At 71.7% G+C, this 21156-nt stretch carries 17 protein-coding genes; 5 read left to right on the plus strand and 12 right to left on the minus strand.

Features of this window, described 5'->3' with window-relative positions; genetic code table 11:
* The first annotated feature begins 52 nt into the window (after window positions 1-52).
* Entirely contained in the window at window positions 53-796 is a 744-nt protein-coding gene (locus ACQPZX_RS28560; protein WP_433361487.1) for a hypothetical protein, read from the plus strand.
* Here ACQPZX_RS28560 and ACQPZX_RS28565 read toward each other — a convergent pair.
* Window positions 793-2223 (minus strand): serine hydrolase domain-containing protein, encoded by a 1431-nt coding sequence (locus ACQPZX_RS28565; RefSeq protein ID WP_433361490.1) that lies wholly within the window; start codon window positions 2221-2223, stop codon window positions 793-795. The two genes, ACQPZX_RS28560 and ACQPZX_RS28565, sit on opposite strands and share 4 nt — an antisense overlap.
* A 148-nt stretch (window positions 2224-2371) precedes the next feature.
* On the opposite strand from ACQPZX_RS28565, the gene ACQPZX_RS28570 reads away from it, so the two are divergent.
* Window positions 2372-4102, plus strand: coding sequence for a serine/threonine-protein kinase (locus ACQPZX_RS28570; protein ID WP_433361493.1), 1731 nt, complete (start codon window positions 2372-2374; stop codon window positions 4100-4102).
* A gap of 86 nt (window positions 4103-4188) precedes the next feature.
* Here the strand turns inward: ACQPZX_RS28570 and ACQPZX_RS28575 are convergent, their stop codons facing one another.
* From ACQPZX_RS28575 to ACQPZX_RS28585, 3 genes are read right to left on the minus strand one after another with little or no spacing between them, the layout of a single operon-like run.
* Window positions 4189-4788: a GNAT family N-acetyltransferase gene (locus tag ACQPZX_RS28575; RefSeq protein WP_433361496.1), complete on the minus strand. Its 600-nt coding sequence runs from the start codon at window positions 4786-4788 to the stop codon at window positions 4189-4191.
* The gene (locus tag ACQPZX_RS28580; protein ID WP_433361499.1) at window positions 4785-6299 is read right to left on the minus strand and encodes an APC family permease; all 1515 of its coding nucleotides are present in this window, start codon (window positions 6297-6299) and stop codon (window positions 4785-4787) included. Before ACQPZX_RS28580 ends, ACQPZX_RS28575 begins: the two co-directional genes overlap by 4 nt.
* Before the next feature lie 46 nt (window positions 6300-6345).
* Complete coding sequence (locus ACQPZX_RS28585) at window positions 6346-6996, minus strand: GOLPH3/VPS74 family protein (protein ID WP_433361502.1); 651 nt, start codon at window positions 6994-6996, stop codon at window positions 6346-6348.
* Window positions 6997-7445: 449 nt separating this feature from the next.
* Here ACQPZX_RS28585 and ACQPZX_RS28590 point away from each other — a divergent pair, with 449 nt between their 5' ends.
* Both ACQPZX_RS28590 and ACQPZX_RS28595 read left to right on the plus strand, forming a co-directional pair.
* A complete protein-coding gene (locus ACQPZX_RS28590; RefSeq protein ID WP_433385464.1) occupies window positions 7446-8207 on the plus strand; it encodes a dioxygenase family protein in 762 nt (253 codons plus the stop codon).
* A gap of 921 nt (window positions 8208-9128) precedes the next feature.
* Window positions 9129-10145, plus strand: a complete 1017-nt coding sequence (locus ACQPZX_RS28595; protein WP_433361505.1) for a TerC family protein — start codon at window positions 9129-9131, stop codon at window positions 10143-10145.
* Here ACQPZX_RS28595 and ACQPZX_RS28600 read toward each other — a convergent pair.
* The 3 genes from ACQPZX_RS28600 to ACQPZX_RS28610 form a co-directional block, all read right to left on the minus strand.
* The gene (locus ACQPZX_RS28600) at window positions 10133-10375 is read right to left on the minus strand and encodes a hypothetical protein (RefSeq protein ID WP_433361507.1); all 243 of its coding nucleotides are present in this window, start codon (window positions 10373-10375) and stop codon (window positions 10133-10135) included. The two genes, ACQPZX_RS28595 and ACQPZX_RS28600, sit on opposite strands and share 13 nt — an antisense overlap.
* Window positions 10376-10514: 139 nt before the next feature.
* Window positions 10515-13280: an AAA family ATPase gene (locus ACQPZX_RS28605; RefSeq protein ID WP_433361510.1), complete on the minus strand. Its 2766-nt coding sequence runs from the start codon at window positions 13278-13280 to the stop codon at window positions 10515-10517.
* Window positions 13281-13476: 196 nt separating this feature from the next.
* Complete coding sequence (locus ACQPZX_RS28610) at window positions 13477-14523, minus strand: helix-turn-helix transcriptional regulator (protein ID WP_433361513.1); 1047 nt, start codon at window positions 14521-14523, stop codon at window positions 13477-13479.
* On the opposite strand from ACQPZX_RS28610, the gene ACQPZX_RS28615 reads away from it, so the two are divergent.
* Window positions 14410-14739 carry a VOC family protein gene (locus ACQPZX_RS28615; RefSeq protein ID WP_433385467.1) on the plus strand — a complete coding sequence of 110 codons (330 nt, stop codon included), beginning with the start codon at window positions 14410-14412 and terminating at the stop codon, window positions 14737-14739. The two genes, ACQPZX_RS28610 and ACQPZX_RS28615, sit on opposite strands and share 114 nt — an antisense overlap.
* Here the strand turns inward: ACQPZX_RS28615 and ACQPZX_RS28620 are convergent.
* The 5 genes from ACQPZX_RS28620 to ACQPZX_RS28640 form a co-directional block, all read right to left on the minus strand.
* Window positions 14736-16196, minus strand: coding sequence for an alkaline phosphatase D family protein (locus ACQPZX_RS28620; protein WP_433361516.1), 1461 nt, complete (start codon window positions 16194-16196; stop codon window positions 14736-14738). The two genes, ACQPZX_RS28615 and ACQPZX_RS28620, sit on opposite strands and share 4 nt — an antisense overlap.
* A 34-nt stretch (window positions 16197-16230) precedes the next feature.
* The gene (locus ACQPZX_RS28625; protein ID WP_433361518.1) at window positions 16231-18192 is read right to left on the minus strand and encodes a right-handed parallel beta-helix repeat-containing protein; all 1962 of its coding nucleotides are present in this window, start codon (window positions 18190-18192) and stop codon (window positions 16231-16233) included.
* 64 nt (window positions 18193-18256) lie between these two features.
* The gene (locus ACQPZX_RS28630) at window positions 18257-19291 is read right to left on the minus strand and encodes a LacI family DNA-binding transcriptional regulator (protein ID WP_433361520.1); all 1035 of its coding nucleotides are present in this window, start codon (window positions 19289-19291) and stop codon (window positions 18257-18259) included.
* 26 nt (window positions 19292-19317) lie between these two features.
* The gene (locus ACQPZX_RS28635) at window positions 19318-19902 is read right to left on the minus strand and encodes a hypothetical protein (protein ID WP_433385470.1); all 585 of its coding nucleotides are present in this window, start codon (window positions 19900-19902) and stop codon (window positions 19318-19320) included.
* A gap of 18 nt (window positions 19903-19920) precedes the next feature.
* Window positions 19921-21132 (minus strand): ABC transporter permease, encoded by a 1212-nt coding sequence (locus ACQPZX_RS28640; RefSeq protein ID WP_433361522.1) that lies wholly within the window; start codon window positions 21130-21132, stop codon window positions 19921-19923.
* Between the last annotated feature and the right edge of the window lie 24 nt (window positions 21133-21156).

Consider the following 21156-nt stretch of genomic DNA (forward strand, 5'->3'; position numbering starts at 1 on the left):
ACGTTACCCAGATGGTGCGGAACCTTCACTCCGGTCCGGGCGTCGGAGGGGCATGCGCTTCCGACTTCTCGCCGCCCTCGCGGTCCTGTCGCTACTGGCCGCTTGCGGCGGGGAGCCGGAGCTTCCGCCGCCGGCCGGTGGCGACCAGCCGATCCTGCTGATCGACGAGCATCCCGGGTTCTCTCCGCCCGCGTCGCGGTGGGCGCTTCCCTCCTTCGTGCTGCTGGGCGACGGCAGCGCGATCATCGGCGACGACGACCAGGGCATCGCGTTCACCGGCAAGCGCCGCGCCCTCACCGCCGGGCAGGTCGCCGAGCTCTACCGCGACGCCGACGATGCCGGTCTGATGCGGTCGCGGCGGCACACCGAGGACGTGCTGGACGCCGGGGCGCTCGTCGTGCGGATCACCACCGACAAGGGCACCCACGAGACCAGTGTCGTGGCGCCCGACTTCGGCGACGGCGGCGCGCGCGGACGGGCGATCAGGTTCGCCACCGAGGCGCTCCGGGCGGGCGAGCCCGGCGGCGCCTACGTGCCGGAGAAGGTCGCGGCCGTCGTGGTGGGCGAGGACGAGGACACCACCGACGTACGCCCGTGGCCGCTGCCCACGCCGGCCGCCCAGATGCCCGGCTATCCGGGCCGCCCCTGTCTCGTCCTCGACGGCGCCGACGCGGCGCGCCTGCTGCGGACGGCGCTGACCGCCACCGCGCGCACCCGCTGGTCCTCCGGGGAGAAGACGCTCTCGCTCCGGGTCCGGCCGCTGCTCCCCTACGAGAAGACCTGCGACGACCTCTAGGCGACGTCGGGGCGCGTCATCAAAGGCGCCCGCAGGTGCAGCGTCAGATCGGGCTTGGTCAGCGGCACGGTGTTCCACGCCGCCACGGCGGTGCCCGCGGCGGCGTCGACGACCAGCCGGACCCGGTGCGGGCTGGTGATGACGTAGAGGTCGGCGACGAACGTGTCGCCCTGCCAGCCGCCGGCCGCGACGACCGGGCGGCCGAGCGGCGAGCTCTCCCGCCACTCGCCGTGGCCGGCCTCGACGGCGAGCGACGACCCCAGCCGCAAGCGCCACCCGCCGTGCGCGGGATCGACCACCACCGTGGTGCCGTCGGGCAGCGGTGAGTCCTCGGCGAAGCCGTCGAGTTTCGCCTCGACCGAGCGGTCCGGGTCGGCCGTGCCCGGCACCGGCGCCAGCGACAGCCGCCGCAGCCGGTCGGCGAGGATCTCGTCGTCCCGGGCGCTGTCAGCCTGGTCCAGGCCGGGCAGCAGGCACTCCCAGATCGCGTCGAGCGACGCCTGCTCGTCCAGCGTGGCGCAGGTCAGGGCGACCACGAGGTCGTGCTCGGGCACGACCAGGCACTGCTGGCCGTTGGCGCCGCTGCCGAAGTAGCCATGACGCGACATCCAGAACTGGTACCCGTACCCGCAGAGCCAGTCGGAGGCCCTCGCGCCGTCCTCCAAGGGCAGCGTCTCGATGTGCCGGCTGGTCGCGAGCCGTACCCAATCGCGCGGGACGAGTTGCCGGTCTCCCCACCGGCCTTCGCGTCGCAGCAACTCGCCGAAGGCGGCGACGGCCTCGGTCGTCAGATGCAGCCCGTGAAATCCGAAGGCCAGCCCGCTCGCCACCCGGTCCCACTCGGCGTGGCCGACGCCCATCGGCGCGAACAGGCGCTCGTCCAGGAACTCCGGCAGGCCCCGGCCGGTCACCCGTTCCACCATCCGGGCCAGCAGGAACGTGGTCGCGTTGTCGTAGGCGTGCCGGGTGCCCTCCGGGTCGGGGAACGGCACCCGCAGAAAGCCCTTCACCAGGTCGCCCGGTTCCCGCTCCCAGGCCTCGGCCAGGCTGTCCGTCGCATGCCCGCTCGTCATCGACAGCAGGTGATGGACGGTGATGCGGCGGCCCTGCGCCGAGATGCCGGCCGGAACGTGCTCGGGCAGCACGTCCACCACCCGGTCGTCGAGCGAGAGCAGCCCGTCGGCGACCGCGAGCCCCACGGCGATCGAGGTGAACGACTTCGTCAGCGAGTACAGCAGGTGCGGGCGGGCGGCCGAGTACGGCGCCCACCAGCCCTCGGCCACGACCTGACCGTGGCGGACGACCATGATGGAGTGGCACTCGACCGATCGCTCGTCGAGCCGGTCCAGCAGCGCGCCGATGGCGCGGGACGACACCCCCGCGGCGGCCGGGGCCGAGCGCGGCAGCAGGGCGGGCGCGGAAGGCATCCGGGCACCCTAACAAGAACGGCGCGCATGGATAGCCGAACGATTCAGAACGTGAGCGGGTAACGATGCATTCTCGTGATCCGCCTTTCCTGACAGAACGGGCGCTGCAAGTTGCTCGTCCCGGGCCCCGGCGCACAACATCGGCCGGGTGCAGTCATCCCTCTCCATGAGTGGCCCGGGACCCGCCGAGGCCGCCACCGCCGATCTCAGCGGTCGCTGCGTAGGAAACTCGTACGTTCTCGTCTGCCCGGTCGGGCATGGCGCCACCGGCACCGTCTGGCGCGGGATCGACCGGTCCACCGGCGAGTACGTCGCCGTGAAGCTGTTGCACGAAGGCCTGCTGCGCCAGCCCAAGCTGGTCATCCGCTTCGTGCAGGAGCGCACGATCCTGATGATGATGCGCCACGAGAACATCGTCGGCGTGCACGACCTGTTCAGCGTCGGCGGCTCCCTCGCGCTGGTGATGGACTACGTGGCCGGCGGCTCGCTGCGCAACCGGCTGATCTCGGCGGGCACGCTGCCGCCGGCCGAGGCCGCCACCCTCCTCGCGCAGGTCGCGGCGGCGCTCACCCAGGCGCACGAGCTCGGCGTGGTGCACCGCGACGTCAAGCCCGACAACATCCTGCTGCAGGAGACCGACGGGCGGCACGAGGTGCGCCTCACCGACTTCGGCATCGCCCGGGTGCTCGACGCGGCCGGGCTGACCACCCCGCAGGCGATCGTGGGCACCCCGCACTACATGGCGCCCGAGGCGATCCACGGCGACGCGGAGCCGGCGTCCGACGTCTACTCGGCCGGGATCGTCCTCTACGAGCTGGTCACCGGCGCTCCCCCGTACTCGGGCGAGCCTCTCGCGGTGCTGCGCCGCCACGTCGAGGAGTCCCCCGAGCGTCCGCCGGGCATGCCGCAGCCGGTGTGGTCGCTGATCGAATGGTGTCTCGACAAGGATCCGGCGCGCCGCCCGACCGCCGGTGAGCTGGGCGGCGCCTTGCGGGACCTGGCCCGGCAGATGGCCGGCGTCCCGGCGTTGACTTCGACGACCCAAAACCCCGATTTCGCGTACGGGAACACAGCGCACCTCGGGCAGCCACATCCCTCCACGCGGCGCCCGCCGGCCCGCAAACGGCCGCGCAACGGCCCCCGCACCTGGATGTGGCGCCACCCGGGCATGATGATCGCGCTGGTCGCCGCCGCGGCGGCGGTGGCGGGGCTGGGCGGCTTCAACGCGTGGCAGCTGATCGGCGCCGGGCGTCCGCCGGCCGCCTCCGCCGACGGCGCCCAGCCGGGCCTGGCCCTGCCGCCGGCCGGGGGCGCCGGGCTGCACCCGAGCGCGGGCGCCTCGGCGGCCGCGCAACAGGTCCCGTCGAAGGTGGCCCAGGAACAGGCGGCGGGACTTCCTGGCCTTCCCGGAAGCCTCGGCTCGTCCCTGCCGGAGCAGGCCCGCGGGCGGGCGATCACCGGCGGGGCGCAGGCCGAGGCGGCCGCCACGGTGGGTCCGGCCAAGGCGGGAGCGAAGGTCCAGTTCGGGCCGTGGCGCTGCGGTGACTCGTACAGCTGGGATCTTGGTCATCCGGTTCTGGCTCGTCCCTGCCACGCGGTCGGCCCGTCGATCCGCGTGATGGGTCAGCTGGAGGCCGCGCCGGGGATACAGATCGATCTCGCGCTGACGGTCCGCGACGTCAAGACCGATGAAGTGGCCGCCGGGCCGTACGAATGCAAGGGTTTGATGTTCACCGATTTTGCCTTGAAGCACGACTGCGGGCCGGCGGAGTTCAACCCGCCCCGCGGCCATCGGTACGTCGTGGTGGAGACCTGGCAGTACACCCAGCGGCCGCTGCTGCCCTCGGGAAGCGCGCGGGGGCCCGAATTCGACTGGTGACCTGTTTTGCTTCCTCGAGGCATGGCTTCTTCAGGCATGCGAAAGGGCGTGACCGGACGGTGGTCACGCCCTTTCGCTCGCGAGCCTCAGACCGCGCGCCACATCCGGAAGAAGGGCGTGCCGTCGGGCAGCAGCATCTCGAAGGGATCCATGTCGACGTAACCGTGCCGGCGGTAGAGGCGCACGTTGTTCTGGTTCGTGGCCTCGAGGTACGCCGGAGTGCCGGCCGTGTCGAGCTCGGCGTGGGTGCGCTCCATGAGCTTGCTGCCGAGCCCGTGGTCCTGGTGGTCGGGGTGGACCGCCAGGAACGCGAGGTGCAGGTGCTCGTCGTGCGGGTGGTGCTTCTCGAACAGCACGTCGAGCGCCTGGAACCGGTCGAGGTACTCCCCGGCCATCGACCGCAGGTTCTCCTCGTAGTTCTCCGGGTCCGGAGCGTCACGCGTGTAGTCGAACCACACCGCCGTGGCGGCGAGCCCGCCGTCCGGGTCGTCGATCACGTCGATCCGGCCGTACCGGTGCGCGTGCTCGGTGAGCATCGTGAAGTAGTCCGCCGTCACGGCCAGCCGGTCCTCCAGCGGCGGCACCAGGTACGCGCATTGCGGCAGGTCGAGGAACGAGAGGGCGACCAGGTGCCCGACCGCGGGGATCTCGTCCGCGCGGGCCGGGCGGATCTCGGGGTACGTCACTTGGCCCCCTGGTCACCGGCGAGCGCCGCCGCGAAGCCGCCGCCACCGCTGCCGGCGGTCGAGCTGCGGGCGCCGAGGCCGATGCCCTGGTAGACGTCGGGCCGGCTGCTGCGCAGCACCAGCGCCCAGAGGATGCCTGCCACGGCGACGATGCCGAACGCGAGCGGCACGACCCAGGTCGGCCCGCTGCCCGCCTCGACACCGAACAGGGTGGCGATGTTGGTCAGCGTCAGGTAGCTCATGACCAGCAGCAGGATCGTGCCGAGGACCGGGGCGCCGATGCGGTGCCAGAAGTCCTCGCCGGCGGGGTGGCGGGCGAAGTAGCCGATGACGGCGACCGAGGTGACCGTGATCAGCAGCAGAACGCCGATGCCGCCGGACGAGCCGCCCCAGAAGAACATCTGCACCAGCGGGTCCCAGCCCATCACCGCGTAGAGCACGATGACGATCAGGCCGAGCGCCGACTGGGCGAGCGAGCCGTTCTTCGGCGCGCCGGTGCCGGGGACGGTGCGGCCGAACATGCGCGGCAGCACGCCCTCACGGCCCAGCGAGAACGTGTACCGCGAGATGATGTTGTGGAACGAGATCATCGCGGCGATCAGCGAGGTCAGGAACAGCGCGTGGCCGAGGTGGATGGCCGCGGTGCCGAGCTGGTCGGAGGCGACGTTGAAGAACAGGTCGGGGCCCTCGTTGGTGGCCCGGCCGACCACGTCGTCACCGGCCGCCGAGATCATCGTCCAGGAGGCGAAGCCGTACAGGACGGCGATCAGCGCGATGGCGATGTAGGTGGCCCGGGCGACGGTGCGCCGCGGGTCACGGGACTCCTCGGAGAACACCACGGACTGCTCGAAGCCGACGAAACCGGTGATCGCCATGGCCAGCAGCGCGCCGGAGCCGGAGCCGACGAGGCTGCCCGGGTCGAGCGGGGCCGACGAGGGGTGGAAGTTCGGCGAGAAGATGTCGGCGAAGCTGAACACCACGACCAGGATGATCTCGGCGACCAGCAGGGTGGCGAGGACCTTGCCGTTGACGGCGACGTCGCGCACGCCGAGAACCGCGGTGATCGCCCAGCAGATCAGCGCCAGGATCCACCACTGGATGTCGAGGCCGAACCAGTCCTTGAACAGCGGCTGCGCGATCGCGCCGAAACCGCCGTACGCGGCGATCTGGAAGCAGTTGTAGGCGAGCAGCGCGAGCCAGGACGCGCCGACGCCGATCGGCCGGCCGATGCCCTGCGAGATGTAGGCGTAGAACGCGCCGGCGTTGTCGATGTGCCGCGACATGGCGACGTAGCCGACCGCGAAGATCGCCAGGACCACGGCCAGGACGAGGAAGGCGATCGAGATACCGGTCAGACCGGTGACGGCGAGGCCGGTCGGGACGACGCCCGCCACCACGGTCAGCGGCGCGGCGGCGGACATCACGAAGAAGACCACCGCGGCGACGCCGAGGCGGTCGCGGGCCAGGGCTGTCGACAGCTGGCTTTGCGGTGGTGTTGTAGTGCTGGACACGTGGGTCTCCGGGTGGGGGTTGAGGGGTTGAGGGGTGGTGTGTCTGTCAGGCGCGCCGGGCCATGACGGCGTCGCCCACCGAGGCCTCCGCGTGCGCGACGAGCTCTTGCAGCATGGTCGGGAGACGGCGCCGGAACTGGTCGAACAACGCCTCACGGCCGCGGGCGTCGAGGGTGAGGAAGACATGCTGGTCGAGGCCGGTGGCAAGGATGAGGCCGGCGAGGACCAGGTCGGAGACGTCGAGCAGCTCGCCGCGTCCGATGAAGGTGCGGATCCGGGTGGCGGGCCAGCCCGCGACCATGGAGTCGGCGGGGACGAACGACACCTTGGTGCCCAGCAGGCCGCGTTTCTCCTGACGGTGCAGCAGACCGGCCCGGGAGAGGCGGCGTTCCACCAGGTCGGTGGCGATGCCGGTGGCCAGGAACGAGATCCAGTCGCGGACCGCCCGGTGGTGGCCCTCGCGGAGCAGCTGGTCGAGGACGGCGGTGGTGGCCGGATCACCGGTGGGGCGATCGTCGATCAAGGCCAGCTTGCCGTCGATCAGATCCAGCCGCCGCCAGAAGACAAGCTCACCGATGAGCGCCGCCGCGAGCCCGAGGCCGAGGGTGGCCGGCGTCAGCAGCGACTTGCCCTTGACCGTGTCGTGCGCGGTCAAGAACAGATCATCGGCGAGGGGGAGCTGCGGCGACGACGCCACTGCGGGCCCTCCTTATGAGTGGTGCGTTGAACTACCTGTGGCGACTACTAACCGTGATGCGGGTGAGTCTTCGCCATTCGTTACGGTGAGCGCCCCCCTGCGCAACATCGCGTAGCATGCCAGCGTGGCAGGCCAGGCGCAATGTCCTTTGCGGAGCGAGTTTGCGTCCGCAGTGGCCGAATCCGTAATGCATTCTGCCAAAGGCTTCTGACCAGGACTTTCATAAATGTCACTCGTTCGATGTAAAACGGATTTAACGCACCGCCGGGGGATCCCCGCCGATCATGTCGATAGACGCCGATGGCTAGGTATGGGTGCAATCAACCAATAACGGACAGTATCGATCATGATCAACGCTTACGCTGTGTAGTTACTTGACGGAACAACTAAATCGGAGGTACGCTTGCCTTCCGTTGCTTGAAGCTTCAACGGAGGATCTCGTGAGCCGCATGCCCGCCCTGTTCCTGAGCCACGGCGCCCCGCCGCTGGTCGACGACGTGCGCTGGGTCGCCCAGCTGCAAGAGCTCGCCGCCGGCCTGCCCCGGCCGAAGGCGATCCTGATGGCCTCGGCCCACTGGGAGTCGGCGCCGCTGATGCTCGGCGCCACCGCCACGGTCCCGCTGGTCTACGACTTCGGCGGCTTCGCTCAGAAGTACTACGAGGTCCAGTACCCCGCCCCGGGCGCTCCTGCGCTGGCCTCGCGGATCGAGAAGCTCATGCCGGACAGCGAGCAGGTCGCCCGCACCACCCGGGGCCTCGACCACGGCGCGTATGTGCCGCTCACCGTCATGTACCCCGACGCCGACATCCCCGTCCTGCAGATGTCGCTGCCCACCCTCGAGCCCGACCGCCTGCTCTCGCTGGGTCGCCGGCTGGCGCCGCTGCGCGACGAGGGCGTCCTGATCGTCGGCTCCGGCTTCACCACCCACGGCCTGCCGTTCCTGCGCGACTGGCGCCCCGACGCGGCCGCCCCTGGCTGGTCGGTCGAGTTCGACGCGTGGGCCGCCGAGACCCTCGCCCGCGGCGCGGTGGACGAGCTGGCCGACTTCCGCTCCCGCGCCCCCGGCATGCCGTGGGCACATCCGACGATCGAGCACTTCGCGCCGATGTTCCTGACCCTGGGCGCTTCCGAGGATCCCGAGCGCGCTCCTGAGCAGCCGATCGACGGTTTCTGGATGGGTCTCGCCAAGCGCTCATTCCAGGTGAACTAGCACGCCCTGCCGCCGAGCTCGCGCCGCCCACCAGCTCGCGCCGCCCACCACCTCGCGCCGCCCACCACCTCGCGGCGCCCACCACCTCGCGGCGCCCACCACCTCGCGCCGCCCACCACCTTCTCCCCGCCCACCACCTCGCGCCGCCCACCACCTCTCCCCGCCCACCAGCACACGGGCGCTCGCTAGCTCTCCCCGCCCACCAGGCCGCAGGCCCACCAGCTCGCGCCGCTCACCAGGCCGCGGCGGCACGCAGCCGGCTGCGGTTATGGCGGTTGGCGCGGTCGGTCATGCCGACCGCGTCGGCGCCCGATCCGGAATATCCTGGTATTTCCGGCGCTAGCCGCAGCGGTTGGCGAAGGATGATGACTTCCCGCGGGCACCGAACCGCATTTCCTCAAGATCTCCCCGACATGTACCTTCCGGTCCTCAAACGCCTGGGCATAACCGGCATAAGGGACGCAGACGCCGTCAACGACGTCGGCGCGACCGGCCGCACCCCACCGCAACCACGCACGCCCCCGGGCCATGGCAAGCCCAGCCCAGCAACCGACGACCGCAACCGCCGCGCCCCGCCCTCGCCGCCATCCGAGCCGCCGCCCGCGCCCGCGCCCGCGCCCGCGCCCGCGCCCGCGCCCGCGCCCGCGCCCGCGCCCGCGCCCGCGCCCGCGCCCGCGCCGAAGATTGTTGATCTCCGCGGCGCCCACAGGCCATCCCCCGCCCCGGCACTGGGTGGGGCCGAGCAGAGCAGGTGGGTCTGACATTTTTGCGCGGTCGTCCACAGGCGGGCCTCGGACGATTCCACGGGGGCTCGCGAAAAGGTCTTTCCAGGTCAGTTGACCCGTTGCCAGGGACCTCCCAGGAAAAGCGGGGACAATTCAAAGGAATCGCCCCCGCTTACTACGGCTCGGAGGTTCCCTGTTGCTTGAGGTCACCGCGCTCGGCTGGACGCTGACCATCGGTGTCATCGTCGCCCTGCTCGCCCTCGATCTGACCCTCGGTGTGCTGCGCCCGCACGCCGTCGGGTTCCGTGAGGCGGCCCTGTGGTCCGCGTTCTACATCGCGGTGGCGGTCGCCTTCGGCGTCGTCTTCGGCAGCGTCGCCGGCTGGGATTTCGGCGCGCAGTATTTTGCGGGCTACATCGTCGAGAAGAGCCTCTCGGTCGACAACCTGTTCGTCTTCGTGATCATCATGACCACGTTCGCGGTGCCGGAGAAATACCAGCAGGAGGTGCTGACCTTCGGCATCATCATCGCGCTGGTGCTGCGGGTCATCTTCATCGCGCTCGGCGCGACTCTGCTCAGCCTCTTCTCGTTCATGTTCCTGATCTTCGGCCTGCTGCTGGTCTGGACGGCGATCCAGCTGTTCCGGCACCGCGACGAGGATCCCGATATCGAGGACAATGCGCTGGTCCGGGCCGGCCGCAGGTTCCTGCCGCTGACCGATGACTACGTCGACGGCAAGATGATCACCCGCGTCGACGGCAGGCGGATGTTCACCCCGCTGTTCCTGGTGCTGATCGCGATCGGCAGCTCGGACATCCTGTTCGCGCTCGACTCGATCCCCGCCGTGTTCGGGGTGACCGACGAGGCGTTCATCGTGTTCGTGGCCAACGCGTTCGCTCTGCTCGGCCTGCGGGCGCTGTTCTTCCTGGTGAAGGGCCTGCTCGACCGCCTTGTCTACCTGTCGACCGGCCTGTCGGTGATCCTGGCCTTCATCGGCGTCAAGCTGGTGCTGCACTGGGCGCACGAGGACATCAGCAAGTCGGTGCCGGAGGTGGGCATCGGCCTCTCGCTCGCGGTCATCGTCGTCGTTCTGGCGGTCACGGTTGTCGCGAGCCTGATCAAGGTACGCAAAGACCCGGACACCAAGGCCCACGCGGGCAGTGTCCGGGCCAGTTCGACAAAGAAGGACGAGCAGCAGGCTCAGCCGAGGTAGCCACCGAGTCCGGCAGTCTGCCGGCGGCTGCTCTGCTGACGCTCGACGTCCTGACGGTAGAGGATGGCCCGGATCTCCCGGGTCTCCTCCGCCGTGTGGCGGCTCAGGAGCTCGTCGAGCTCCGCCCGCTCGGCGGTGGTGCGGAACGATGCCAGCTCGTCGGCGAGCCGGCGCTGGGCGATGCGCATGGTCCGGCGGGTGGCCAGAGCCGTAAGGGCGTCGCGAAGCATGGCGGGTGTCTCCTAAACGGATCGTAGTGTTCTTCGACGGGTACAACACTCCACGCCCGAGGTTTCATCCCCAAATCAAGCAGGTAAAACTCGCCTAGAACGTTGTAGTCGACGTCACTCTCCGTCGACAATGGGCAGCTCAGGCGGGCGAGGTGAGTTCGGACACCTGCAGGCGCGACGAGAGCTGCGTCCGCGACCGTACGCCGAGCTTGCGGTACACCCTGGTCAGCGTCGCCTCGACGGTCTTGACGCTGAGGTAGAGCTGGGTGGCGATCTCCCGGTTGCTGGCGCCGTCGCGCACCAGGCCGGCAATCCGCAGCTCGGTGGAGGTCAGGCCGAGGTCGGCGGGCGGGATGCCGGGCGCCGAGTTGCCCTCGGTACGCGCGAGGGCCCGCTCGGTCTGCTCGGCCCACGGCTTCGCGTCGGCGGCCAGGAAGATGGCCAGCGCCGCGCCGATCGCCACCCGGGCCGCCGCGTACCGGCGCCGCCGCCGCTCGGCGCCGCCCTGCACGAGCAGCGCGTGCGCCTGCTCGATCGGCTGGTGCAGCTGCTCGAAGTGCTGCGCCGCGGCGGCCGAGAGCACCACCGCCGAATCGGCCTGCCCGCTCTCCGACAGCACCACGGCGGTGGCCCGGTCGAGGTAGCCGACCGTGCCCGGGGTGTTGCCGAGCCGGTGCGCCGCCGCCCGGGCCTCGGCGAGGGTGGCCGCCGCCTCGGCGTGCTCGCCCAGCGAGGCCAGGCCGCCGGCCAGATCGCCGTGCCAGCGCACGATCATCGGGTCGGCGCCGCCGGAGTCGGCCTCCAGGTCGCGCAGCCGCCGCAGCGCGGTGACACCCGCCCGGGTCTCCCCCAGCCGCAGCTCGGCCTGGCCCAGCGCGTGCAGGTTGCGCCGCAGGTAGAGGCTGTCGCCCTCCTGCTCGCTGGCGCGCACCCCGCGGCGGGCGAACCCGGCGGCCGCGGTCAGGCTGCCCCCGGCCAGCTCGGCGACCGCGGCGGTGTACCAGGTCGGGCCCGGGCTCAGGCCGGCGTGCTGAGCGGCGTCGACGGCGCGGTGCGCGTACTGCAGGGCCTCCCGGCAGCGGCCGGCCCGGGTGGCCACCTCGGAGAGGCTGCGCAGCACCTCGACCCGGGCCTCGCCGATCCGGTCGTGCTCGGCCACCACCAGCAGCTTCAGCAGCTCGTCGCGGGCCTCGTCGAGGCGGTCGTCCATCATCGCGAACCGGGCCGCCATGTAGCGCGGCCCGTAGTGCAGCCAGTCCGGCGCCGGGGTGGCCGGCAGTTCCAGGGCCTGCGAGAGGGTGTCGACCCAGCGCGCCTCGCCGCGCAGCCGCTGCACCTGCGCGATCAGGCTCAGCCCCATCGCCTCGGTGGTCGGGTCGCCGGCCCGGCGCGCCGCCTCGACCGTGCGCCCGGCCTCGGCGGCGGCGCGGTCCGGGTCGCCGGTCAGGAACGCGGCCCAGGTCAGCCGCAGCCGCACCGGGGCGAGCAGGGCCGGGTCGTCGCCGGCCTCGGCGAGCGCCGCCGCGAACGTCTCCCCCATCTCGGCGAGCGCCTGTCCGGCGAGGTCGAGCAGGACGAGCCGGGCCCGTACCCGGTGGCCGGCCGGCGCGTCCGCCGCGATCACCGCCTCGGCGGCCCGTCCGGCCAGGGTCGGCGCCCCGCCGGTGGTGGCGGCGCGGGCGGCGGCGACCAGCCAGTCGAGCCGTTGCGCGGCGAGGGTGTGCGGGCAGCGATCGGCGGCGAGCAGATACAGCTCGGCGGCGTCACGTCCCGCGCCGCGCTCGGCCCGCCGGTCGGCGGCGGCCGCGAGGGACCGTGCGACGGCGGCGTCGGGCCTTCCCGTACGCAGTGCCCGATGGCGCAGCGCCTCGGTGGGGTCGACCGCGCCGGCCGCCAGGGCCGCGTGCGCGGAGTGCCGCTCGGCCGCGGTGGCCTCCTCGGCGAGGACTTGGGCGAGCAGCGGCGGGGTGAACCGGATCGCCTCCCCGTCCAGCTCCACCACGCCCTCGGTCTCGGCCAGCCGCAGGTCGCGTACCGCGTCGTCACGCCCGGCGCGCAGCAGGACGGTGGTGGTGGGGTCGGTGGCGAGCGCCGCCACCAGCAGCGTCGCGGCCACCCCGGCGGGCAGCGCGCGCAGCCGGTCGCGCAGCAGCTCCCGCGCGGTCTCCGGGATCGGGGCCGGGCGCCACGCGGGTCCCGGAGCGACCGCGCCGCCGAGCGCGAGCGCGAGGAACGGGTTGCCGGCGCTCGCCTCGTGCATCCGGCTGGCGGTGCGGCAGGGCAGCCCGCGCGCTTCGAGCAGCGCGGTCAGCTCGTCGGCGTCCAGCGGCGGCACGGCCAGCTCGAGCGCCGGGGCCGGGCACAGCCGGGCGGCGCGGCGTTTGCCGGCCGGGTCGGGGCGGCGCTGGGCCGCGAGCACCCGGACCCGATGTCCCGGCCGCCGCCGCATGGCGAAGCCGATCAGCTCGGCCGACTCGGCGTCCAGCCATTGGGCGTCGTCGAGCACCAGCAGCACGGCGCGGCGCCGGGCGCAATGGGCGAGCATCAGGGGCAGCACGAGGCGGCGGGCGAGGGCCGGCGTGCCGCCGCGCGGCGGGAGACCCTGCCGCAACGCGGCGAGAGCGGCACGCTGGGCGGGTGGCAGGGCTTGGGCGGCGTCGTCCGGGAGCTGCGACACGAGGTCGGCGATTCCCGCGTACGGCAGGGATCGCTCGGTCCGCACGGGCCGTAACCGAAGCACCAGCTCGTTTCTCGCGGCCGCTTGCGCCGCGACGGCATCGAGGACGGCGGTCTTGCCGATGCCGGCCGGTCCGTGCAGGGCCACGCCGCCGCCCGCGCCGAGCCGCGCGTCGATCACGGCGAGCAGCGCGCCCCGGCCACGTAAGGAGGTCGCGTCGGACTGCACGCGAGTCACCTCGGAGGATCTGTGTGGGAGTGGGAGACGGGCTGCGGCGTGGCCCAGCCGCCGCCTGGGCGCACACCTGGACCTCGCCTCACTCCGGCCCCCACTCCCACACAGACCCTCGTCCGAGCTGGATTCAGCCTAGGAACACGGAGGGCCGTCATCAATGGGTTCACATATGACAACGTATTGACAAAGATCACGATCCGCCCGCGGCATTTAGTAGCCGACGCCCGAGATGGGAGAAGGCCTCGGACAGCTCGGGAGGCGCCACGACCTCGATGCCGCCGTCGAAACGGGCGATCGCGGCGGCGAGGCTCGGCCACGACCAGGAGGCGACGGTGAGCCGGCAGCGGTCCGGGCCGAGCTCCTCGACGACGCCGTCCCGGGTGTAGAGCGCGACCTCGGCGGCGGGCCGGTCGAGGATCACCGTGCCCTGGCAGACAGCGCCGCGGAAAGTTTCGCTGACCCAGGCGGCGACGTCTCCTCCCGGCAGCGTGCGGGGCGTGAAGCGTGGGCCGTTGGGGGTGCGCAAGCTCATGCGGTCGACGCGGAAGGTGCGCCAGTCCGCGCGGTCGAGGTCCCAGGCGACGACATACCAGCGCCCGTCCCAGGTGACCAGGTGATGCGGCTCGGCGCGGCGCGGGGCCGCGTTGTAGTCGAAACGCAGGACCTCGCGCGCGTGAACGGCCGCGCTGATCGCCAGGAGGACGTCGCCGCCGACGGGAGCTGGCGTGCCCGGCCGCTCGACCGCGGTGATCTGGAGAGCGTTCACGCGGTTGCGCAGGCGCGCGGGCAGGACCTGCCGGATGGTGGTCAGCGCCCGCGCGGCGTCCTCGGCGAGTCCGTTGCCCGGGGTGGTCGCGGCGACCTGCAGCGCGATCGTCAGGGCGACGGCCTGCTCGTCGTCGAAGAGCAGCGGCGGCAGCTGGGTGCCCGCGCCGAGCCGGTAGCCGCCGTCCGGCCCCTTGGCCGCGGCGATCGGATAGCCGAGCTCGCGGAGCCGGTCGACGTCGCGGCGGACCGTGCGCAGGCTGATGCCGAGCCGATCGGCGAGAACTGTGCCCGGCCAGTCCCGCCGGGCCTGCAACAGCGAGAGCAGGGCCAGCAGTCGCGCGACGCCCGGCAGGCGCTGGAGTTCTACCGTTCGGTCTTCGGCGGCGAGCTCGCCGCGGTCGACCACCCCGGCCCGGCCGATGCCGGCCAGATCATGTGGGGACAGGTCCAGGCCGGCAACGGCTTCCACGTCATGGCCTACGACGTGCTGGCCGGCCGGTCCTACACCCCGGTCTTCGTGTCGGTCCGCGGCCAGGATGCCGACGAGATCACCGCGTACTGGAAGTCCCTCGCCGAGGGCGCCACCATCGTCCAGGATCTCGGACCGGCCGGCTGGTCCCCGCTCTACGGCATGCTCACGGACCGTTTCGGCGTCACCTGGGTGCTCGACGTCGTCGCGTCCTAGATCCCGGGCCGTCCGTCCCGGAGCGTGAAGCTCCGGACGGTCCGGACCGCCGCGCCCCGCCGGCTGACCGCGTCGACGCCACGAAAGTCCACCCGGACGCTCGTGGCGCCGACGGTCGCCCGCGAGTAGCCGCGCCGGTCCGAGTAGAACTTCAGGTGCGGGTTGTTCGCCTTGTTCGGGATCGTGGCCGTCGCCGACCCGTCCCCGCGCGATGTGATCGACGTGCACACCAGCTCGGTGCCGACGGTGGCCGAGTCCGGGTCGGCGTAGTCGGCTTTGAGATCGTTGGCCCACGCCGTGTGGATGTCGCCGGTCAGCACCACCGGATTGCGGACGCCGCGCTGCACCCACCCGCGCTGGATCCGGTCCCGTGACGCGCGGTATCCGTCCCAGGCGTCCATGTTGGCCGCTCCGCGCGCGTTGACCTGGCGCGCGAAGAACACCTGCTGCCCGAGGAAGTCCCAGGCGCCCAGCTTCTGCCCGAGCCCGTCGAGCAGCCAAGCCTCCTGCGCCGCGCCGGTGATGGTGCGGGCCGGCCGGTTCGCGTCCGGGCAGGCCTTCCACAGCCCGCCGCAGGCTTGCGGATCCCGGAACTGCCGGGTGTCGAGCATGTGGAAGGTGGCCAGCCGCCCCCACCGGATCCGGCGATAGAGCCGCTCCGCCCGCAGCGGCTGATGCTCGAAGTAGGCCCGGTAGGCGGCCGCTCGGCGCGCCTGCCATTGCGCCGCGCTCAGCGCCGGGATGTTGTCGAGCCGGCTGGTGCCCGCGAAGTCGTCCTCGACGTCGTGGTCGTCCGGCACCACCACCCACGGCGCGGCCGCGTGCGCCGCCTGCAGATCGGGGTCGGTCTTGTACTGCCCGTACCGCCGCCGGTAGTCGGCGAGGGTGCGGATCTCCGGCCCGAGGTGCTGCCGCACGTGCCCGGGCTTGGGGCCGCCCTCGTAGATGTAGTCGCCGAGGTGCAGCACCAGGTCGGCGCGCTCCTCGGCCATCCGGCGGTAGGCGGTGAAGTAGCCGGCCTCGAAGTTCGCGCACGAGGCGAACAGGAACGTGAACTCCCGCCCGGCGTCCCCGGCCGCGGGTGTCGTGCGGGTCCGCCCGACCGGCGAGAGGTGCCCCTGCGCCCGGAACCGGTAGTAGTACTCGGCATCGGCCTTCAGCCCACCGGCCACCACGCGGACCGTGTGCGCGCCGGCTCGCCGGGCGGTCACCGTCCCGCCGGCGACCAGGCTCCCGAAATCCTCGGTTTTCGAGACCTGCCACTCGACCCGGACGTCGCCGGATGGCATGCCGCCGTATCCGTCGGCGTCGAGCGGCGAGGGCGCCAGCCGCGTCCAGAGGACCACGCTGCCCGGCGCGGGATCGCCCGATGCCACGCCGAGCGTGAACGGATACGCGACCTTGCGGGGAAGCGCCACGGCGCCGAGCCCACCCAGGACGAAAGTCCTTCTGTCCATATATTTCAGGGTAAGGCCCGACCCGGGCGTTTCGTCACCAGATGCGGGTGCGAGTCTTTCCGGAGGAGAGGCCGGCGAGGGGGCCCGCCGCCGAAGGCTCGGCCTTCACCCGGCCGGTCAGGTCGACGTCGATGACCGCGGGGGTGCCGTCCGGCTCCTCGAAGTCGGCGTCGGCGAAGCGGACCCGCGGCAGGTCGCGGCCGGAGACGACGCCGACGCGGGCCTCGCCGAAGCCGGCCGGCAGGTCGGCCTCCAGGTAGACCTCGCCGTCCTGCTCGACCACGGCCACGCGGCCGCCTTCGAGCACGATCGGCTCCTGCTCACCGGCGAACGGGCGGGCGCCGGCCGCGTAGACGTTGCCGCTGGCGTAGACCGGCTGCTGGACGTCGAGGAACTTCTGGTGGTCGCCGGGGCCTTTGGCCTCGATGCGCTCGAGGTATTCCTCGAACGACGCGGGGAAGCCCTCATAGCCGGAAAGGCCGTGGTGCGGCGTCGCCTTGCCGTCGCCGCCATGGCCGTACGCCTGCGCGACGTCGCCGCCCAGGAAGATGTTGCCGATCCAGCGGTCGTCGCCGCCCCAGATCACCGCGTACCCGGCCACCTGCGTGCTGTGCGGGCGGTGGTACGGCGTCGCGCGGTCGGGCACCGCTTCGAGGCGCACCGTGCCGGCGACCAGGTTGTTGACGAACGCGCCACCCTGGCTGAAGGACTCGAACGACGCCTTGGAGCCGAGCACGTTGTGGTCCACCAGGTACGGCCCGTGCGAGACCTCGACGAACAGGTCGCGGCTGTTGCCGTAGTAGACGTTGCGGGAGATGCGGGTGCCCTGGGTCTGCCAGTCCAGCCAGGTGCCGAGGGTGCAGTCGTGGATGCGGTTGTGCCGGATCACCACGTCGATCGCCGCGTGCAGCTTGATGCCGCCGATCTCGTACCCGTAGTACTCGTACTTGGTGGCGATGTTGTAGATGTGGTTGTCCTCGATGGTCGAGAACACGCAGCCGAGGTGGCCGACGATGCCGTTCTGGCCGCAGTCGTGGATGGTGTTGCGGCGGATGACGTGAGAGCCGATGTGCTCGGAGTCCCAGCCGATCTGCCGGGCAGCGAAAACGGATTCCAGCTGGTACTGATAGCCCGGCTTGTCACCGCGTACGGTGGCGAAATTGTGCCCGGTCGAGACCTCCTTGCCGATGGAGATCGCCGAGCACTTCGCGTCGTGGATGTCGTTGTCCTCGATGATCCAGCCCTTGGCCCAGTTCGGCCCGATCAGGCCGGGCTGGTCGGCGGTCGGCGGCGTCCACGGCGACGCGGCCTGGCAGAGCTCGAAGCCGCGCACCGTGATGTAGTCGACGTGGTGCTCCGAAGGAAAGAAGACCGAACGGCGTACGTTGATCTCCGTCAGCGAGACGTTGGGGTCGGCGCCCTGGAAGTTGGCCCAGATCGTCGTCTCGTCGTCGCCGACCTCCGCGTACCAGACGTGGCCGGTCTGCGCCGGGTTGGCGATCGGCACGGTGACGGCGGTCCAGTCGTCGCGCACCTCGGTGCGGGTCTCCGGGCGCTCCACGGCGGCGCGCGAGCCGACCTCGTAGAAGCTCAGCCCGTCGAGGTAGACGTCGCCGAGGTGCTTGCGCGGGTCGCCGTCGCGGTAGACGATCCAGTCCCCGGCGATCTCCTCCGCGTACGGGTTGAAGTCGCCGAACAGCGCGTTGGGCACGGCCACCCGCCACACGCTGCCGGCCTCGAGGGTCCAGCCGGTCACCCGCTCCGAGCCCTTGATGACCACGTGCTCGCCGTCGGCCGCCTGGTAGGTGATGCGCCGGTTGTCGCTCAGGCCGCCGCGCCGGGGCTTGACCCACTCGCGGTACTCGCCGGCGTGCACCACGACGGTGTCGCCCGGCTGAGCGAGAGTTGCGGCCCGGTTGATCGTGCGGAACGGCCGCCCGGCCGAGCCGTCGGCGGTGTCGGAACCGGTGGTGGCCACGTGAAACACGGAGGTCATGGTATTTCGAGCCTTCCTGGGGTCGCCGCGATATCACCAACGTAATGTTGCGAAAACTTCCGCGTCAACCTTCGAAAGTTTTCGACGGTTCGGCCGTCGATTTCCGCACCACCAGCTCGGTCGCCAGCTCGACCCGCGGCGAGGTCAGCTCCTCCCCCGCGACCAGCCGCAGCAGCCGCCGCATCGCCACCCGGCCCATCTCGTCGAACGGCTGCCGCACGGTGGTCAGCGGCGGCGCCGACCACTGCGCGCCCGGCACGTCGTCGAACCCGATGATGCTGACGTCCTCCGGGACCCGCAGCCCGAGCGTGCGGGCCGCCTCGATCGCGCCGAAGGCCTGGGAGTCGTTGGAGGCGAACAGCGCGGTCGGCCGGGACTCCGCGCTCAGCAGCCGGGTCGCGGCCGCGAACCCGCCGTCGAAGCTGAACCCGCCCGGCTCGATCAGCGCGGGGTCGCTCGCCAGGCCGGCCTGGGACAGCGCCGCGTGGTGGCCATGCAGCCGGGCGAGGCTCATCATCGCCCCCGGCGGCCCCTCGACGAAGCCGATCCGCCGGTGCCCGAGCTCCAGCAGGTGCCCGGTGGCCGCCATGCCGCCGTTGAAGTTGGTCGCGCCCACGCTGGGCACGTCGGGGCCGGGCAGGTTGACCGGGTCGATCGTCACGATCGGGAGGTGCTGCTCGGCGAAATGCCGCCACTGCTGGGAATTGATGCTCGAGGTCACCAGGATCATGCCCTCGCGGTGCGCCGCCGCCAGCCGCCGCGCCCAGGCCGCGCCGAGCGGGTCGTCGGGGACGATGTCGACCACCACGTCGACGTTCTCGGCCGAGGCCGCCTCGAGCGCGCCCCGCAGCATCGAGACGTTGTTCGGGGTGTGCATGGCGTCGAAGACCACGGCGACCGTACGGGTCGCGGGCTGGGCGCCGCCGGGACCGCGGGCGACGTATCCGTGCTCCGCCAGCAGCGCCTCGATCCGCGCCCGGGTCTCCGGGGCGACGTCGGTGCGCCCGTTGACGACCTTGGAGACGGTCGGCACCGAGACTCCCGCCGCGCGCGCGACGGCCGACAGGGTCGCGCGCTGCGCGGAGGTGTCACCAGCCATGCAGCCAGTATCTCCTTGGGCTGGGCCTACTTCGGCTGGGCCGTCACCGAGGTCGCCGTGACCGTGCCGTCCGAGCCGGTGGCGCCCTGGACCGTGATCGACTGGCCGGCCTTCACGTCGGCGACCTTGCCGGTCTTGGCCGTAGCGACCTTGGTCTTGCCGTCGGTCTTGACCGTCACCACGTTCCCGTCGGGCGTCTGCACGTAGATGGTGGTCCCGTCCACCAGCTTGACCGTGCCCGTGGTGCCGGCCGCGGCGGTTGTGGCGCCGCCCTGCTGGCCGGTGCTCGTGCCGCCACCCGGAAGACCGCCGGGGAAGCCGTACGCGCCGGAACCCCCGCCGTACCGCCCGGTCCCGGCGCCGGGGAAGCCCGAGGCAGCCCGATTGCCGCCGCCGGTCGACGAGGTGCCCCACTGCTTCTGGGCCTGCAGGCCGCCGACGAACCCGCCGACCAGCAGCACCACCGCGCCGAGCACGACGGTCGCCTTGTTCCACCATTTCTTGGGCGCGGCCTTGGCCAGCTCCTGGGCCAGCCCGTCGTCCCGGAAATCGCCCTCGTCCGAGGAGTCCGCGGAGGGGACAACGTTGATCACGGCGGTGTCGTCATTCATGGGAGTCACAGCGGGTCCTCACTCGTAGCGCAGCGCGTCGATGGGACGCAGCCGGGCGGCGCGGCTGGCGGGCAGGCCGCCGAAGAACAGTCCGATGGCGATGGACACGCCCAGGGCGAGCCCGACGGAGCTGGGCACGATCACCGGCTTGACCCCGACGATCTCGAAGCTGCTGCCGATCAGCGCGGCCGCGACGCCCAGCGCGCCGCCGATCACACTCAGCAGCGTCGCCTCGATCAGGAACTGGGTCAGGATCACCCGGCGCGGCGCGCCGAGCGCCTTGCGGATGCCGATCTCCCGGGTCCGCTCGGTGACCGTCACCAGCATGATGTTGGTGATGCCGATGCCGCCGACGAGCAGGCTGATCGCGGCGACCGCGCCGAGCAACGTGGTGAATGTGTCGGCGGTCTCGGTCTGCGTCTCGAGCAGCTGCGACGCGTTCTGGATCCGGTACGGCGTGGTCGACGAGTTCGAGGACGTCGACGCCGAGACGCTCATCCGCTGGTCCAGGATCGTCGACACCTCGGACTGCACGGCGTCGACCTTGCCCGGGTCCTTGGCCTCGACCAGGATCGAGTTCAATGCCCCGTAGCCGGTCAGCACCTGCCGCACCGCGCTCAGCGGCGCCACCGCGGTGTCGTTGGCGTCCTGGAAGCCGGTCGAGCTCTTCTCCTTGAGCACGCCGACCACGGTGAACAGCGCGCCGCCGACCGTGACCTGCTTGTCGATCGGGTCGACGCCGGGGAAGAGCTCGTCGACCACGGTCTGGCCGAGCACCACGACCCGCCGGCCCTGCGACTCGTCGTCGGCGGTGAAGCCGCTGCCCGTACCGATCGGCGTGTTGGAGGCGGTGAACCAGCCGGGGGTGGTGCCGACGAACGAGCTGACGTCGTGGTCGGTGCCCTCGTAGGTGATCGTCGCGGACGAGCTGACCACCGGCGACACCGACTTCACGTCGGGCGCCATGGCCGGGTCGGTGAGCGCGTCGGCCATCTCGGTGGTCAGCGCGGTGTTGGTGGATCCGCCGCGGCTGGTGCTCATCACCGTGATGGTGTTGGTGCCCAGCGCCTCGATCCGGTCGCTGATCGCCTTGGCCGAGCCGTTGCCGACCGCGACCAGCAGGATCACCGCGGCCACGCCGATCAGGATGCCGAGCATCGTCAGCGCCGAGCGCAGCTTGTTGGCGGAGAGGCCGCGCAGCGCGAACCTCAGTACCTCTTTGAAGCTCATGCCGTCACTCCGCTTCGCTCTGTG

The organism is Actinoplanes sp. CA-142083 (assembly GCF_050942195.1).
Taxonomy (GTDB): Bacteria; Actinomycetota; Actinomycetes; order Mycobacteriales; family Micromonosporaceae; genus Actinoplanes.